Annotated in this window: 15 protein-coding genes; 14 read left to right on the top strand and 1 reads right to left on the bottom strand. The window is 60.9% G+C overall.

Annotated features, from left to right (window positions below; all coding sequences use genetic code 11):
• The first annotated feature begins 77 nt into the window (after positions 1-77).
• The 13 genes from pyrH to lpxB all read left to right on the top strand — a co-directional run bounded on the left by pyrH (position 78) and on the right by lpxB (position 12,114).
• Positions 78-767 carry a UMP kinase gene (gene pyrH, locus U1A24_RS20525; protein WP_322323848.1) on the top strand — a complete coding sequence of 230 codons (690 nt, stop codon included), beginning with the start codon at positions 78-80 and terminating at the stop codon, positions 765-767.
• Between the two features lie 111 nt (positions 768-878).
• The gene (frr, locus tag U1A24_RS20520; protein WP_322323843.1) at positions 879-1,442 is read left to right on the top strand and encodes a ribosome recycling factor; all 564 of its coding nucleotides are present in this window, start codon (positions 879-881) and stop codon (positions 1,440-1,442) included.
• 153 nt (positions 1,443-1,595) lie between these two features.
• On the top strand, positions 1,596-2,273 hold the full coding sequence (uppS, locus tag U1A24_RS20515; RefSeq protein ID WP_416173511.1) for a polyprenyl diphosphate synthase: 678 nt from the start codon (positions 1,596-1,598) through the stop codon (positions 2,271-2,273).
• Complete coding sequence (locus tag U1A24_RS20510; protein WP_322323841.1) at positions 2,270-3,061, top strand: phosphatidate cytidylyltransferase; 792 nt, start codon at positions 2,270-2,272, stop codon at positions 3,059-3,061. The genes uppS and U1A24_RS20510 overlap by 4 nt, the downstream gene beginning before the upstream one ends.
• Positions 3,062-4,243: a 1-deoxy-D-xylulose-5-phosphate reductoisomerase gene (gene dxr, locus U1A24_RS20505; protein WP_322323840.1), complete on the top strand. Its 1,182-nt coding sequence runs from the start codon at positions 3,062-3,064 to the stop codon at positions 4,241-4,243. It abuts the gene before it with no gap.
• 1 nt (position 4,244) lies between these two features.
• Complete coding sequence (rseP, locus tag U1A24_RS20500) at positions 4,245-5,582, top strand: RIP metalloprotease RseP (protein ID WP_322323839.1); 1,338 nt, start codon at positions 4,245-4,247, stop codon at positions 5,580-5,582.
• A gap of 82 nt (positions 5,583-5,664) precedes the next feature.
• Positions 5,665-5,802: a hypothetical protein gene (locus tag U1A24_RS20495; protein WP_322323838.1), complete on the top strand. Its 138-nt coding sequence runs from the start codon at positions 5,665-5,667 to the stop codon at positions 5,800-5,802.
• 126 nt (positions 5,803-5,928) lie between these two features.
• Positions 5,929-8,277, top strand: a complete 2,349-nt coding sequence (bamA, locus tag U1A24_RS20490) for an outer membrane protein assembly factor BamA (protein WP_322323837.1) — start codon at positions 5,929-5,931, stop codon at positions 8,275-8,277.
• Positions 8,277-8,834: an OmpH family outer membrane protein gene (locus U1A24_RS20485; protein WP_322323836.1), complete on the top strand. Its 558-nt coding sequence runs from the start codon at positions 8,277-8,279 to the stop codon at positions 8,832-8,834. The genes bamA and U1A24_RS20485 overlap by 1 nt, the downstream gene beginning before the upstream one ends.
• Positions 8,835-8,925: 91 nt before the next feature.
• Complete coding sequence (gene fabZ, locus U1A24_RS20480) at positions 8,926-9,396, top strand: 3-hydroxyacyl-ACP dehydratase FabZ (protein ID WP_322323835.1); 471 nt, start codon at positions 8,926-8,928, stop codon at positions 9,394-9,396.
• Positions 9,397-9,398: 2 nt separating this feature from the next.
• Positions 9,399-10,196 carry an acyl-ACP--UDP-N-acetylglucosamine O-acyltransferase gene (lpxA, locus tag U1A24_RS20475; RefSeq protein ID WP_322323834.1) on the top strand — a complete coding sequence of 266 codons (798 nt, stop codon included), beginning with the start codon at positions 9,399-9,401 and terminating at the stop codon, positions 10,194-10,196.
• On the top strand, positions 10,193-10,987 hold the full coding sequence (locus U1A24_RS20470; RefSeq protein ID WP_322323833.1) for an LpxI family protein: 795 nt from the start codon (positions 10,193-10,195) through the stop codon (positions 10,985-10,987). Before lpxA ends, U1A24_RS20470 begins: the two co-directional genes overlap by 4 nt.
• Positions 10,975-12,114, top strand: coding sequence for a lipid-A-disaccharide synthase (lpxB, locus tag U1A24_RS20465; protein ID WP_322323832.1), 1,140 nt, complete (start codon positions 10,975-10,977; stop codon positions 12,112-12,114). Before U1A24_RS20470 ends, lpxB begins: the two co-directional genes overlap by 13 nt.
• 160 nt (positions 12,115-12,274) lie before the next feature.
• On the opposite strand, the gene mnmA is transcribed toward lpxB, so the two are convergent.
• A complete protein-coding gene (gene mnmA / locus U1A24_RS20460; protein ID WP_322323831.1) occupies positions 12,275-13,408 on the bottom strand; it encodes a tRNA 2-thiouridine(34) synthase MnmA in 1,134 nt (377 codons plus the stop codon).
• 138 nt (positions 13,409-13,546) lie between these two features.
• On the opposite strand from mnmA, the gene U1A24_RS20455 reads away from it, so the two are divergent.
• Positions 13,547-13,825, top strand: a complete 279-nt coding sequence (locus U1A24_RS20455; protein WP_322323830.1) for a DUF1153 domain-containing protein — start codon at positions 13,547-13,549, stop codon at positions 13,823-13,825.
• Positions 13,826-13,827 lie beyond the last annotated feature (2 nt).

Here is a 13,827-nt window from a genome sequence, read left to right as displayed (position 1 = left end):
CAGTCTATCCATGCCATTAAACCTAAGGATATCCCAGGTCGCAACCGGGCGAGCCAAAAGTGACCTATAACCGGGTCATGCTGAAAATCTCCGGTGAGGCGCTGATGGGCGATCAAGGCTATGGCCTGCACCCGCCCACCGTGCAGCGCATCGCCGAAGAGGTCAAATCGGTGCGCGATCTGGGGGTTGAGATCTGCATGGTGATCGGCGGCGGCAATATTTTCCGCGGTCTGGCAGGCTCGGCGCAAGGCATGGAGCGCACCACCGCCGATTACATGGGCATGCTTGCCACCGTGATGAACGCGCTTGCGATGCAGTCGGCCCTCGAATCCATCGGCGTCTTCACCCGCGTGATCAGCGCCATCCCGATGGATCAGGTCTGCGAACCCTACATCCGCCGCCGCGCCGTCCGCCACCTTGAGAAAAAGCGGGTCTGCATCTTCGCGGCTGGCACCGGCAACCCCTATTTCACCACCGACACCGCCGCCACCTTGCGCGCCAACGAAATGGCCTGCCAAGCGATCTTCAAAGGCACCAAGGTGGATGGCGTCTACGACAAAGACCCGAAGAAATATCCCGACGCCAAGCGCTATGACAACGTGACCTACGACGAAGTGCTGCAAAAGCACCTCGGCGTGATGGATGCCTCTGCCATCGCCCTCGCACGCGACAACGACCTGCCGATCATCGTGTTCTCCTTGGATGAGCCCGGCGGCTTCAAAGGCATCCTCGCAGGGCAGGGCACCTATACGCGGGTGCATGGCTAAGGCGGGGAAACCCACCACCGCCAAGCCAAACCCCTATACCTGCCAAACCACTTGCTGTTATAGAACGGCAAAAGCCCATGCGAACGGGCCGAAGACACGAAGGAAGACCCCATGTCGGACGATCTTGAAATTGACCTCGACGCCATCCAGCGCCGGATGGACGGCGCGATGAATGCGCTGAAAGTGGAATTCGCCAGCCTGCGCACCGGCCGCGCCTCGGCCTCGATTGTCGAGCCGATCATGGTTGACGCCTACGGCCAGATGACCCCGATCAACCAGCTCGGCACCGTCAACGTGCCGGAACCCCGTATGGTGGTGATCAACGTCTGGGATAAGGCGATGATCGCCAAGGTCGAGAAAGCCATTCGCGAAAGCGGCATCGGCATCAACCCGGTCACCGATGGCCCGCTGATCCGCCTGCCGATCCCCGAGCTGAACGAAGAGCGTCGCAAGCAGTTGACCAAGGTGGCGGCAGGCTATGCCGAGAACACCAAAGTCGCGATCCGCAACGTGCGCCGCGACGGCATGGACCAGATCAAGAAGGCCAAAACCGCCGGTATGGGCGAAGATGACCAAAAGATGTGGTCGGACGAAGTGCAAGAGCTGACTGACAAGGCGATCCTTGCCGTTGACCGCGCGCTGGAACACAAACAAGCCGAGATCATGCAGGTCTAAGACCTCGCCACCGGGCGCGCGGCCCATCCCGCGCGCCAAAGTTTCGCTACGTTTTCCAGCCCACAGCTTTGGGCAAGTTCATCAGGTAGGGCGCGGTCCTTGGGCGATAAAACCGACACAAAGACCCGCGAGGCAGCGCATGTCGCCATCATCATGGATGGCAATGGCCGCTGGGCCACCAATCGCGGCTGGCCGCGGCTGGTCGGCCACCGCAAGGGTGCCGAGCGCGTCAAACAGATCGTCCGCGCCGCCCCCGAGATCGGCATCCAGTGGCTGACGATCTATGCGTTCTCCACCGAAAACTGGAAACGCTCGACCGAAGAAGTCCTCGGCCTGATGTCGATCTTCGCGCGCTACATCGAACGTGAGGCTGATCGTCTGGCCGCTGATGGCGTGCGGATGCGCTTCATTGGGGACCGCAGCAAGCTTGATGCCAAATTGCAGCGCCTGATGGCCGGGATTGAGGCCCGCACCGCCAATCTCACCCGGCTGAACCTGACCGTGGCGATCAATTATGGTGGCCGCGATGAGATCACCCGCACCATTCGCACATTGGCCGCCGAGGCCGCAGCGGGCCGTCTTGATCCCGCCCAGATCACCGATGCGATGATCAGCCAGCATCTCGATACCGCCAATATCCCCGATCCCGATCTGGTGATCCGCACCTCTGGCGAGACCCGCACCTCGAATTTCCTGCCGTGGCAGGCGGCCTATGCCGAATACGAGTTCACCCAGACGCTCTGGCCCGATTTCACCATAGAAGAGCTTGTCGCCATTCTGGAACGTTTCGGCCACCGGGACCGCCGTTTTGGCGGCGTGGTTTCGGCATGAGTCCGGCCGTTGATCGATGGAACGATCTGAAGCCGCGGGTGGCTTCGGCGGCGGTGATGCTGGTGGTGGGCGCGATAGAGGTCTGGCTGGGCGGCTGGTGGTTTCTGATCCTGATCACGCTGCTGACCGCCGTGATGATCTGGGAACTCGCCCGGCTGTCGCAGCCCAACCAGCCGCAACACGCCTTGGCGATTGCCGCGCTTGCCGCGCTGTGTATGCTCGTGGATGAGGGCTGGCCCTCGGTTTCGGCGTGGATCGTGTTTCCGCTGGTGCCCTTGGCCTTCATGGCCACGCCGCGCCGCCAACAAAAGGCGGTGGCGATCATCTCGATGGCGGTGCTGATCTCGGGCCACGGCTTGTTCGTGCTGCGCGATGAAGAGGGCACGATTGCCTTTCTGTGGCTGATCAGCGTGGTCATCATCTCAGATGTGATGGGCTATTTTGCCGGCCGCATCTTGGGCGGTCCAAAATTCTGGCCCGCGATCAGCCCGAAGAAAACCTGGTCGGGCACCGTTGCGGGCTGGATTGGCGCTGCCGTGGTGGGCGCTGCTTTCGCGCTTTGCGGTCATGGCAACGGCTGGCTGATCGTGCTGTCGCCGTTTGTGGCTTTCGCCGGTCAGATGGGCGATATCGTTGAAAGCTGGCTGAAACGCCGGTTGGGCGCGAAAGACAGCTCGAACCTGATCCCCGGACATGGCGGCGTGCTGGACCGTTTTGACGCGCTGACGGGGGCGATGGTGCTGGTGATGCTGCTGGCATGGCTGTTTGACCTGCCGCTTGGGGGCTAGATGCGCTCGATTTCGGTTTTTGGTGCCACCGGATCGGTGGGCGAAAGCACATATGATCTGCTGATGCGCGAGGGCGGGGCCGAGGCTTACCGTACCGTTGCCTTGACGGGCGGGCGCAATGTGGCGCGATTGGCGGAAATGGCGATTGCCTTGCGGGCAGAACTTGCCGTGACCGCCTTTGACGATTGCCTGCCCGCGCTGCGCGACGCTTTGGCAGGCAGCGGCATTGCCGCAGCCGCAGGCAGCCAAGCCATCACCGAGGCCGCAGACCGCCCCGCCGATTGGGTGATGAGCGCGATAGTCGGCGCAGCAGGGCTGGTGCCGGGGATGCGGGCTTTGCGCCACGGCGGCAAGCTGGCGCTAGCGAATAAGGAAAGCCTTGTCACCGCAGGGCAATTGCTGATGGCCACCGCCGCTGCCAATGAAGCCACGGTGCTGCCGGTCGACTCCGAGCATTCCGCGATCTTTCAGGCCTTGGTGGGCGAAGATATGGCGGCGGTCGAACGCATCATCCTCACCGCCTCAGGTGGGGCGTTGCGCGATTGGCCGTTCGAGCGTCTGGCCGATGCCAGCGTGACCGAAGCCTTGGCGCATCCGAACTGGAGCATGGGCGCCCGCATCACCATCGACTCGGCCTCGATGTTCAACAAGGCCTTGGAAGTCATTGAAACCCGCGAGTTTTTCGGGGTCGAGCCTGAGCAGATCGAGGTGATCATCCACCCCGAATCGATCATTCATGCGCTGGTGGGCTTCCGCGATGGCGCGGTGATGGCGCATCTGGGCGCGCCCGATATGCGCCACCCGATCGGCTATGCGTTGCACTGGCCGCACCGCCAAAGCCTGCCGGTGGCCCGGCTGGATCTGGCGGCCCTTGGCGGTCTGAGCTTCCGCGCCCCCGATGAGATCCGCTTCCCCGCCCTGCGTCTGGCGCGCGAGGTGATGGCCACCCGTGGCCTCGCCGGGGCCGCGTTCAACGCCGCCAAAGAGGTGGCTTTGGATCATTTCATCGCGGGCGGCCTTGGCTTCATGCAGATGGCGGCGGTGGTCGAGGCTACACTTAACCGTGTTTCGTCCGATTGCAGCCTTGGAAATGCCGCCCTTGCCCTTGAGGATGTGCTGCAAATGGATCATCTGGCACGGGTAAGAGCCGCCGAAGCGGTGCAAATGGTAAAGGGCAGCTAGCGTGGATTTCAGCAGCTTTGTGGCGTCATTTGGCGGTGCGGTTTGGTCGGGCTTGTTCTTCATCGTCGCGGTGGCGGTGATCGTCGCGGTGCATGAATACGGTCATTACATCGTCGGCCGCTGGTCGGGCATCCATGCCGAGGTGTTCTCGTTGGGCTTCGGCCCGGTGATCTATTCCCGCGTCGACAAACGCGGCACCCAATGGCAGATCGCAGCCTTGCCCATCGGCGGCTATGTGAAATTCTTGGGCGACAAAGACGCAGCCTCTGCCCCCGACCAAGCGGTCCTGAGCGGGCTTTCGGCGGAGGAACGCCGCCACACCATGACGGGCGCACCGCTTTGGGCCCGCGCCGCCACCGTGGCCGCCGGGCCGATCTTCAACTTCATCCTCGCCCTGATCGTCTATATCGGCCTGATCAGCTACACCGGGGTTGCCACCGATGCGCCCGTGGTGGGCCGCGTCAATGCCTCGCCCTTCGTCGGTGAAACCATCCAACCCGGCGACCGGATTCTGGCGCTGAACGGCACCGCCACGCCCGATATTGCCACGTTTGCCGATGTTGCCAGAAAACTGCCCGCCACGACCACCATCAGCTACAGCATTGAACGCGATGGCAAAACGCTCGACGTGCAAGGCGCGCATCCGTTCCTGCCGCTGGTCGGGGCGGTGATGCCACGCAATGCGGGCGGTGATGCGGGGATTAAGGTCGGCGATGTGATCGTGCAGGCGGGCGGCATCGAAGTGGCGGCTTTCACCCAACTGCCGGCTTTGGTCGAAGCCACGCAGGGCCAGCCGATCGCGTTGAAAATCTGGCGCAACGGCGAAATCATCGACCTCACTTTGTCGCCCAACCGTCGCGATCTGCCGAAAGACGGCGGTGGCTTCGAGACCCGCTGGATGATCGGCCTGTCGGGCGGCATGTTGTTTGAGCCGCAAACCCGGCAACCCGGCCCGTGGGAAACCGTGACGCTTGCGGTCGATCAGGCCTGGTTCACCGCGCAATCCTCGCTTTCTGCGCTGTGGCACATCGTCACCGGCCAGATCAGCTCTTGCAACCTCTCTGGCCCCGTCGGCATGGCCGAGGTGATGGGCGATGCCGCCAGCCAGGGTCTCTTCGAGTTTATGGGCTATCTTGGCATGATGTCGCTGGGCATTGGCCTGCTCAATCTGTTCCCGATTCCGGTGCTCGATGGCGGCCATCTGGTGTTTTACGCCTATGAGGCGGTGTTCCGCCGCCCACCAGCGCCTGCGGTGATGAACGTGCTGATGCTGATCGGACTGATGGCCGTGCTCAGCTTCATGTTCTTCGCTTTGGGCAATGATTTCACCTGCAAATAGCGGACGAAACCCCTGCGGCCATAGAACTGCCACATTCAAACCGTAGATTTTTCCCATCGTTTGATGCGGAAAGGGCCGATCCATGCAGGCAGTCATGAAAAGCTACAAAGGCTTGTCACTTCTGGTCTGGTTGAACTGGGATCGCCTGTTCACCGTGGGCACGGTTGTCGTCGGTCTTCTGGCTGGCGCGTTCCTTGGCACCGCGCTGGTTCAGCCGTGATCCGGGCGCAAAGCCTTCGCTCAGAATATCCGCGTTTTGCTGACGATTTTTTCGGCCATCCTTTTGACATTGCTTGCGGTTGCAGGTAGTCAGATGCACAGGATTTAGTGCATTCAGGAGCGGCTCATGCGGGAAACAGCAAGCGCAACCATTTCGCGCAAGGGTATGTTCCGGCGCGTCATGCGCCCCACGCTCGTTGCAATTCTGCTTTCCAGCGCAATGGTTTCCGAGCCGTTCCTCTCTAGCGCACAGGCGCAAACCTACAGTTTCAGCAATGTGACGATTGAGGGCAACGAACGTGTCGATGCCGCCACGATCCTGAAATACGCGGGAATCGCTCGTGGAGAGAGCGTGGCCGCCGGACAGTTGAACGACGCTTATCAGCGGATTTTCGCGTCGGGCCTGTTTGAAACTGTTGATCTTCTGCCACAGGGCGGCACCCTGCTGATCCGTGTCAAAGAATTGCCGATGCTGAACATTGTCGATTTTCAGGGCAACAAGCTGGTCAAAGACGAAAAGCTGAGCGAACTGGTCAAATCCAAATCGCGGCTGGTCTATAATCCGGCGCAAGCCGAGGCGGATGCCGCGCAAATCGCCGAGGCATACCGGGTGCAAAGCCGTTTGGCCGCAACCGTTGATCCCAAGATCATCCGTCGCTCGGACAACCGCGTTGATCTGGTGTTTGAAATCACCGAAGGCAAGGTGGTTGAAAACGAAGGCATTTCCTTTGTCGGTAACCGCGCGTTCAGCGACCGCCGCTTGAAACAAGTGCTGGAAACCAAACAGGCAGGGTTCCTGCGTCAGTTGATCAAGGCCGATACCTTCGTGCCGGAACGGCTGGAAGTAGACAAGCAAATGCTGCGCGATTTCTATATGTCGCGCGGCTATATTGACGTGCAAGTGGTGGATGCCACCGGCCAGCTGTCGCGCGAACGCGATGCAACCTTTGTGACCTATACCGTCAAAGAAGGCCAAAGCTGGAAGATCGGCAAGGTCAGCACGGTTTCGGAAGTTGAGGGCGTCAATGCCGCCGAATTTGCCGCCGTGCAAAAGATGCGCTCGGGCGTGACCTATTCGCCCGCGATTATCGAAAACAACATCGCCCGGATGGAAAATCTGGCTTTGCGCAAGGGTCTGAACTTTGTGCGCATCGAGCCGCGTCTGGTGCGCAATGATCGCGGTCAGGTGCTGGACGTGGAATATGTCATCAAGCGCGGTGACAAGGTCTTCGTCGAACGCATTGATATTGAAGGCAATACCACGACGCTCGATCAGGTTGTGCGCCGTCAGTTCCGCACCGTAGAAGGCGACCCCTTCAACCCGCGCGAAATCCGTCAAGCGGCGGAACGTATCCGCGCTTTGGGATTCTTCACCGATGCCAAAGTTGATGCCAAGCCCGGCAGCAACCCGGATGAAGTCGTGCTCAACGTCGATGTCGAAGAGCAACCCACAGGTTCGATCAGCCTTGGCGCAAGCTTTGGCACATCATCTGGTCTGGGGCTGAATGTCGGTTTCGCGGAAACCAACTTCCTGGGGCGAGGGCAGTCGTTCGCTGTCAACATCGCGACGGCTTCTGACACCAAAGACAGCGGTATTTCCTTTGTGGAACCGGCCTTGCTGGGCCGTGATCTCAAATTGAAACTCGGCGCAAGCTACAATGAAACCGACAATGCCAGCGCGCTCTATGACACCCGCAAGGTTGCGATCAGCGCTGGTCTGGAGTTCCCGATTGCCGAGCAGTCGCGGTTTGAACTGCGCTACAAGGCGTTTCAGGATACGATCAGCAACGTAGATGAAGACGCCTCCACTCTATTGTTCGAAGAAGAAGAGCGGGGGTCCGAATTCGGCTCTGGTCTGGGCTATACCTACAGCTTTGACAACCGCGTCACGGGTCTCAATCCGAATAGCAGCCTGCTGTTCCGTTTTGGTCAGGATTTCGTCGGTCTGGGCGGTGATGCGAAATATGTTCAAACCAGCGCTCTGGCTGTGGCGGAAACCAAGATCTTCAATGAAGATGTGACCCTGCGCGCGATCTTTGAAGGTGGTGCGATCAACAGCTTTGGCGGCTACAGCACCCGCGTGACGGATCGTTACTTCGGCAACGGCAAGATCCGGGGCTTTGATACCAACGGCATCGGTCCGCGTGACGTGGACGTGGACGGTCATACCGGGACCGGCGACGCTTTGGGCGGCAACTTCTACGCCACCGCAAAATTCGAAGCCGAGTTTCCGCTCGGTCTGCCAGAAGAATATGGCATTACTGGCGGTGTCTTCTACGACATGGGTACGGTCTGGGGCTTGGATAATACGGGCGGATTCATCGACGACGACGCCCATCTGCGCGCTGCGGTCGGGCTCTCGATCCTGTGGACCACGCCAATCGGTCCGCTGCGGTTCAACTTCTCGAACGCGGTCAAGAAAGAAAGCTATGACAAAGAGCAAAGCTTCGATCTGACCATCGCGACGAAATTCTGATGAAGCGGCAGGCGGCAGGGCTGGTTTTGGCGCTGCTGCTTGCGGTTTCGACGCAAGCGGGGTTGGCACAAAGCGTGGTGCAAAAGACCGCCATCGTGACGCTGGATCAGGATCAGTTGTATCTCGGCACGCAATATGGCCGCGCTCTGCAAACCAGGTTCGAGGCCGAGTCCGCCACCCTGCTGGCCGAAAACCGCAAGATCGACGCAGCACTTGAGGCGGAAGAGCGCACGCTGACCGACAAACGCGCGACGATGACCGCACAAGCCTTCCGCCCTTTGGCTGAGGCTTTCGACAACAAAGCCAATGAGTTGCGCGCCGCACAAGAGATCAAATCCAGCGATCTGGCCAAGCTGCGCGATAGTGATCGGCAAGCCTTCTTTCAGGCCGTGGCTCCGATTCTGGGCGATTACATGGTCGAACGCGGCGCTGTCGCCATTCTTGATAAATCGGCCATCGTGGTCAGCCTTGGCTCCATCGACATCACCAAAGAGGTGATCGCCCGCATCGACGCGCGGCTTGGCGACGGCACTACCCCCCCGGCACCGGCGCCATAAACCCGCCCACCGCCAATGACTTGTCTCAGGCGGCGGTTTTCGCTAGTCAGATCATATGCCCCGCCAAGAGGGCTGCACACTCGGAGAACCCATGACCGACCAACCCGCAGCCCCGCTGTCTGCCGACCTGTCGCTGATCCAGCGCATCATTCCGCACCGCTATCCCTTCCTGCTGGTCGATAAGGTGCGCGACATCTACATCAACAAATCCTGCGTTGGCATCAAGAACATCACCTTCAACGAGCCGCAGTTTCAGGGCCATTTTCCCGGCATGCCGATCTTTCCGGGGGTGATGATCATCGAGGCGATGGCGCAGACCTCTGGCATCCTCGTCGGCCTGTCGATGGATCTCGTCGATAAAAACGCCACCGTGTTCTTCATGGGCGTCGATGCGGTGAAGTTCCGCCGCAAAGTCGTGCCCGGCGATGTGCTGGAACTTCACGTCACCGCCCTGCGCGGTGGTGGTCGGGTCTGGAAATTTGCCGGTCGCGCCATGGTTGACGGTGAACTCGCCTGCGAAGCCGAATTCATGGCGATGTTCGACGTGCCGAAGAAAGCCTGAGCATGTCCATCCACGGAACCGCCCTTGTCCACCCGTCGGCCTTTGTCGAGGAAGGTGCCACGATTGGCCCGGATTGCTTCATCGGCCCGTTCGCGCTGATCGGAGCCGAGGTGACACTGGCCAAAGGCGTCACCGTGAAATCGCATGCCGTGGTGACGGGCTGGACCGAGATCGGTGAAGACACCACAATCTTCCCCTTCGCCTGCGTCGGGGAGGTGCCGCAAGACCTGAAATTCAAGGGCGAACGCACCCGGCTGATCGTAGGCCAACGCTGCAAAATCCGCGAGGGTGCCACGCTGAATACTGGCACGGAAGGCGGCGGCGGTGTCACCCGCATCGGCGATGATTGCCTGCTGATGACGGGCGCGCATATCGGCCACGACGCGCAGCTCGGAAACCGCATCGTTCTCGCCAATCAGGTCGCCATTGCCGGCCACTGCCATATCGGGGACGACGTGATCATTGGCGGCCTCTCGGGCATCCACCAATGGGTGCGTATCGGCCGTGGTGCCATCATCGGCGCTGTGACGATGGTCACCAATGACGTGCTGCCCTACGGCCTTGTGCAAGGCCCGCGTGGCGTTTTGGATGGCTTGAACCTCGTCGGCCTGAAACGCAAAGGCGTCGAGCGTAGCGACATCTCCGCCATGCGCGCGGCCTATCAGGCGTTGGCGCAAGGTGACGGCAGCTTCCAGGATCGCGCCCGCCGTCTGGCCGAGGATACCGACAGCGATTATGTGCGTGAGATGACCGATTTCATCCTGTCCGCCACCGACCGCTCGTTCCTGACGCCAAAATGAGCAAGCTTGCGATCATTGCAGGGCGGGGCGCTCTGCCTGCGGCCTTGGTCGCAGCGCTGCCGGATCGCCCGATGATCTGCGCGCTTGATGGCTTTGCGCCCGAAGGGCTGGACGTCGATCAAATCTTCCGCGTTGAACGGCTTGCCCTGTTCCTGCGCCTGCTCGAAGACCAAGGCATCAGCCAAGTGATCTTTGCAGGTGCTGCGCAACGTCCCCGCCTTGACCCCTCGCTGTTCGATCCTCAAACCGCGCAAATGGTGCCGCGCCTGCTCGCCGCGATGCAGGCGGGCGATGACGCCACCCTGCGCGCCGTCATCGCAATCTTCGAGGAAGCGGGCTTTGAGGTGGTCGGCGTCGAATCCGTCGCCCCCGATCTGCTGCCCGCCGCAGCCGTGCTGACTGGAACCCTCACCCCCCAGCACGAATCCGACGCCGCCCGCGCCGAAACCATCACCGCCGCGCTCGGCGCGGTCGATGTCGGCCAAGGCTGCGTCGTGGCCCAAGGCCTCTGCCTCGCGGTTGAGGCTCTGCCCGGCACCGACGCCATGCTCACCAGCCTGAGCCAAATCCCCGCCAGCCTGCGCCCGAAAGGCGGCCTCTACTACAAAGCCGCCAAACCCGGCCAAGACCGCCGCATCGACCTGCCCACCATCGGGGTTGAGACCATCCGTCTTGCCGCCGAGGCGGGTCTGTCCGGCATTGCCTTCCAAGCAGGCTCGGTGATCTGCCTTGATGTGCCGCAAATGATCACGGCGGCGCAGGCGAACGGCCTGCTGCTATGGGCGCGCTAAGCCTGTTCCTGATCGCCGGAGAACCCTCTGGTGATCGCCTTGGTGCTGCCCTGATGGCGGGTCTGAAAACCCTGCACCCCGAGGTAAGCTTTCAGGGCGTCGGCGGCCCCATGATGCAGGCCGAAGGGCTGAACAGCCTGTTCCCGATGGAAGAACTCTCGATCATGGGCATTGCGGAAGTGCTGCCGAAATACTTCCACCTGAAACGCCGCATCCGCGAAACCGCCGCCGCAGCCCTTGCCGCCAGCCCTGCCGCGATGATCACCATAGACTCCCCCGACTTCTGCCTGCGCGTTGCCAAAATTGTCAAAGCCGCCAACCCGGACCTGCGCACCATCCACTACGTCGCGCCCTCGGTCTGGGCATGGCGACCCGGTCGTGCCGCCAAAATGGCGAAAGTCATCGACCACGTCCTCGCCCTGTTGCCGTTCGAGCCGCCCTACATGACCGCCGCCGGAATGACCTGCGATTTCGTCGGCCATCCGGTGGTGTCAGAACCGCTTGCGACCCCCGAAGAGGCCGCGCAATTCGCAGGGCAGGGCCCACTGATCCTGACGCTTCCCGGATCGCGCAAAGGCGAAGTCAGCCGCCTCGCCCCAGTGATCAGTGAAACGCTTGCCCTGATCAAAGCCCAACACCCCAGCGCCCGCGTCGCCCTGCCCACCGTGCGCGGCGTCGAGGCACTGGTGCGCGATCTCTCCGCCACATGGCCAATCCAACCGCAAATCATCACCGATCCCGTCCTGAAACGCGCCGCCTTCGCTGCGGCTGACGTGGCGCTTGCCGCCTCTGGCACCGTGTCCTTGGAACTCGCCGCGAACAACTGCCCGATGGTGATCGCCTATGACATGCACCCACTCACCCTCTGGCTGATGCGCCGCGCCGCGCTGATTGACACCGTAACCTTGGTCAACCTCGTCTCGGAAACCCGCGTGGTGCCGGAATTTATCGGAGAGCGCTGCAAGCCTGACCTGATCGCCGCGGCACTGCTAAACCTGCTGGAAAACCCGCATAGCCAAGACCAAGCCATGCACCTCACCATGCAACGATTGGGGCAAGGCTTCGAGCCCCCCGGCCTGCGCGCGGCCAAATCCGTCCTCGCCGCCCTGCCGGGCCAAACTCGCTAAACTTTATCTAAAATTGTCATCCTCTGCGCTCAAATATCCCACAGGGGTCCGGGGGTGTGAAACCCCCGGTTAAGGCCAGCCCCAAACGACACATCTGGTTAACCAAGACGCGACACGCTCAAAATAACCCAATATTATCAATGGTCCCGAGTTGGGACCGTCACTTTCCCCGCCAAATCCAGCCGCCACCAAACACCCGGCTGCCTTCAGGGGCATAGAAAACACAAGCCTGCCCCGGCGACACCCCATCCTCAGGGTCCAACAGTTCCACCATAGCCTCGGTGCTGGAAATCGGCCGCACCACCGCAGGCCGCGGTGGCCGGGTCGAGCGGACCTTCACATTCAAATGCCACTCCGCGCGGCTCTCAAACGCCTCATCGCCCAACCAGTTGATCTCGCGGAGCGGAATCGTCCGGGTCGACAAAGCCTCCTTCGGCCCGACAATCACCTGCCGCAAAGCCGGGTCCAGCTTCACCACATAAAGCGGATCACCCAACCCCCCGATCCCCAGCCCCTTGCGCTGCCCGATCGTGTAATGAATGACCCCGCGATGCTGCCCCAGCACATTCCCGGCCTGATCGACAATATCCCCCGGATCAGCAGACCCCGGTCGCAGCTTTTCAATCACCGCCGCATAATTGCCGTTCGGAACGAAGCAAATATCCTGACTGTCCGGCTTATCCGCCACCGACAGCCCGTATTTCGCAGCCAAAGCCCGCGTCTCGGCTTTCGATCCCAGATGCCCCAATGGAAACCGCAGGTAAGCCAGTTGCTCTGCTGTGGTCGAGAATAGGAAATAACTCTGATCCCGGTTCGCATCCGTCGCCATATGCAGCTCTGGCCCATCACCGACCTTGCGCTGTATATAATGCCCGGTCGCCATACAATCCGCATTCAGATCCTTGGCTGTCGCCAGCAAATCCTTGAACTTCACCCGCTCATTGCAGCGAATACACGGCACCGGAGTAGCCCCCGCGAGATACGCATCGGCAAATTCCTCAATCACCGCCTCGCGAAAGGTGTTTTCATAATCCAGCACGTAATGCGGAAACCCCATCACTTCCGCCACCCGCGCCGCATCGTGAATGTCGCGCCCCGCGCAGCACGCGCCCTTTTTCGCCAGCGCAGCACCATGATCATACAGCTGCAAGGTGACGCCCACCACATCATAGCCTTCCTCGGCCAGCTGTGCGGCCACGACCGAGCTGTCAACACCGCCCGACATGGCGACGACCACGCGGGTTTCAGAGGGGGGCTTGGCAAAACCAAGCGAGTTCAGCGGCTGATCAAACATCGAAAATTCCGGGGATAGGGCGGCAGCAAGGCCATTCGTTCGCAATATAGGAAAATGCAGTATAGTCTCAACCCCCGGCTTTACGCTTGTTTAAGCTCGTTCCGCCAAGCTGCCTTCGGTATGAGCGAGGAGCTTAGCATGTATCTCAAGAAAGTTGATGGCCCAAGGCAGGTCACTCTGCCAGATGGCTCGATCCTGTCGCGCGCCGATCTGCCGCCAGTAGACACCCGCCGCTGGGTGGCCAGCCGCAAGGCTGTGGTGGTCAAAGCGGTGCTTTACGGTCTGATTTCCGAGGTGGAAGCTTTGGAGCGCTATGCTTTGTCAGAGGAAGAGTTCGTGCTCTGGCGACAAGCGGTTGAAACCCATGGCGAAAAAGCCCTACGAGTCACAACACTTCAAAAGTACCGACAACTTTAGAT

It is taken from the genome of Cypionkella sp. (genome assembly GCF_034376685.1).
Lineage (GTDB): Bacteria > Pseudomonadota > Alphaproteobacteria > Rhodobacterales > Rhodobacteraceae > Cypionkella.
This window is presented reverse-complemented; position numbering and strand designations above follow the sequence as displayed.

Bases quoted from the DNA above. Each gene is read 5' to 3' on its own strand.
- fabZ (WP_322323835.1), top strand. From the start codon at position 8,926: ATGACCGACCAACCCGCAGCCCCGCTGTCTGCCGACCTGTCGCTGATC.
- uppS (WP_416173511.1), top strand. From the start codon at position 1,596: ATGGATGGCAATGGCCGCTGGGCCACCAATCGCGGCTGGCCGCGGCTG.
- dxr (WP_322323840.1), top strand. From the start codon at position 3,062: ATGCGCTCGATTTCGGTTTTTGGTGCCACCGGATCGGTGGGCGAAAGC.
- lpxA (WP_322323834.1), top strand. From the start codon at position 9,399: ATGTCCATCCACGGAACCGCCCTTGTCCACCCGTCGGCCTTTGTCGAG.
- lpxB (WP_322323832.1), top strand. From the start codon at position 10,975: ATGGGCGCGCTAAGCCTGTTCCTGATCGCCGGAGAACCCTCTGGTGAT.
- pyrH (WP_322323848.1), top strand. From the start codon at position 78: ATGCTGAAAATCTCCGGTGAGGCGCTGATGGGCGATCAAGGCTATGGC.
- U1A24_RS20495 (WP_322323838.1), top strand. From the start codon at position 5,665: ATGCAGGCAGTCATGAAAAGCTACAAAGGCTTGTCACTTCTGGTCTGG.
- U1A24_RS20485 (WP_322323836.1), top strand. From the start codon at position 8,277: ATGAAGCGGCAGGCGGCAGGGCTGGTTTTGGCGCTGCTGCTTGCGGTT.
- mnmA (WP_322323831.1), bottom strand. From the start codon at position 13,408: ATGTTTGATCAGCCGCTGAACTCGCTTGGTTTTGCCAAGCCCCCCTCT.
- frr (WP_322323843.1), top strand. From the start codon at position 879: ATGTCGGACGATCTTGAAATTGACCTCGACGCCATCCAGCGCCGGATG.
- U1A24_RS20455 (WP_322323830.1), top strand. From the start codon at position 13,547: ATGTATCTCAAGAAAGTTGATGGCCCAAGGCAGGTCACTCTGCCAGAT.
- U1A24_RS20470 (WP_322323833.1), top strand. From the start codon at position 10,193: ATGAGCAAGCTTGCGATCATTGCAGGGCGGGGCGCTCTGCCTGCGGCC.
- bamA (WP_322323837.1), top strand. From the start codon at position 5,929: ATGCGGGAAACAGCAAGCGCAACCATTTCGCGCAAGGGTATGTTCCGG.
- U1A24_RS20510 (WP_322323841.1), top strand. From the start codon at position 2,270: ATGAGTCCGGCCGTTGATCGATGGAACGATCTGAAGCCGCGGGTGGCT.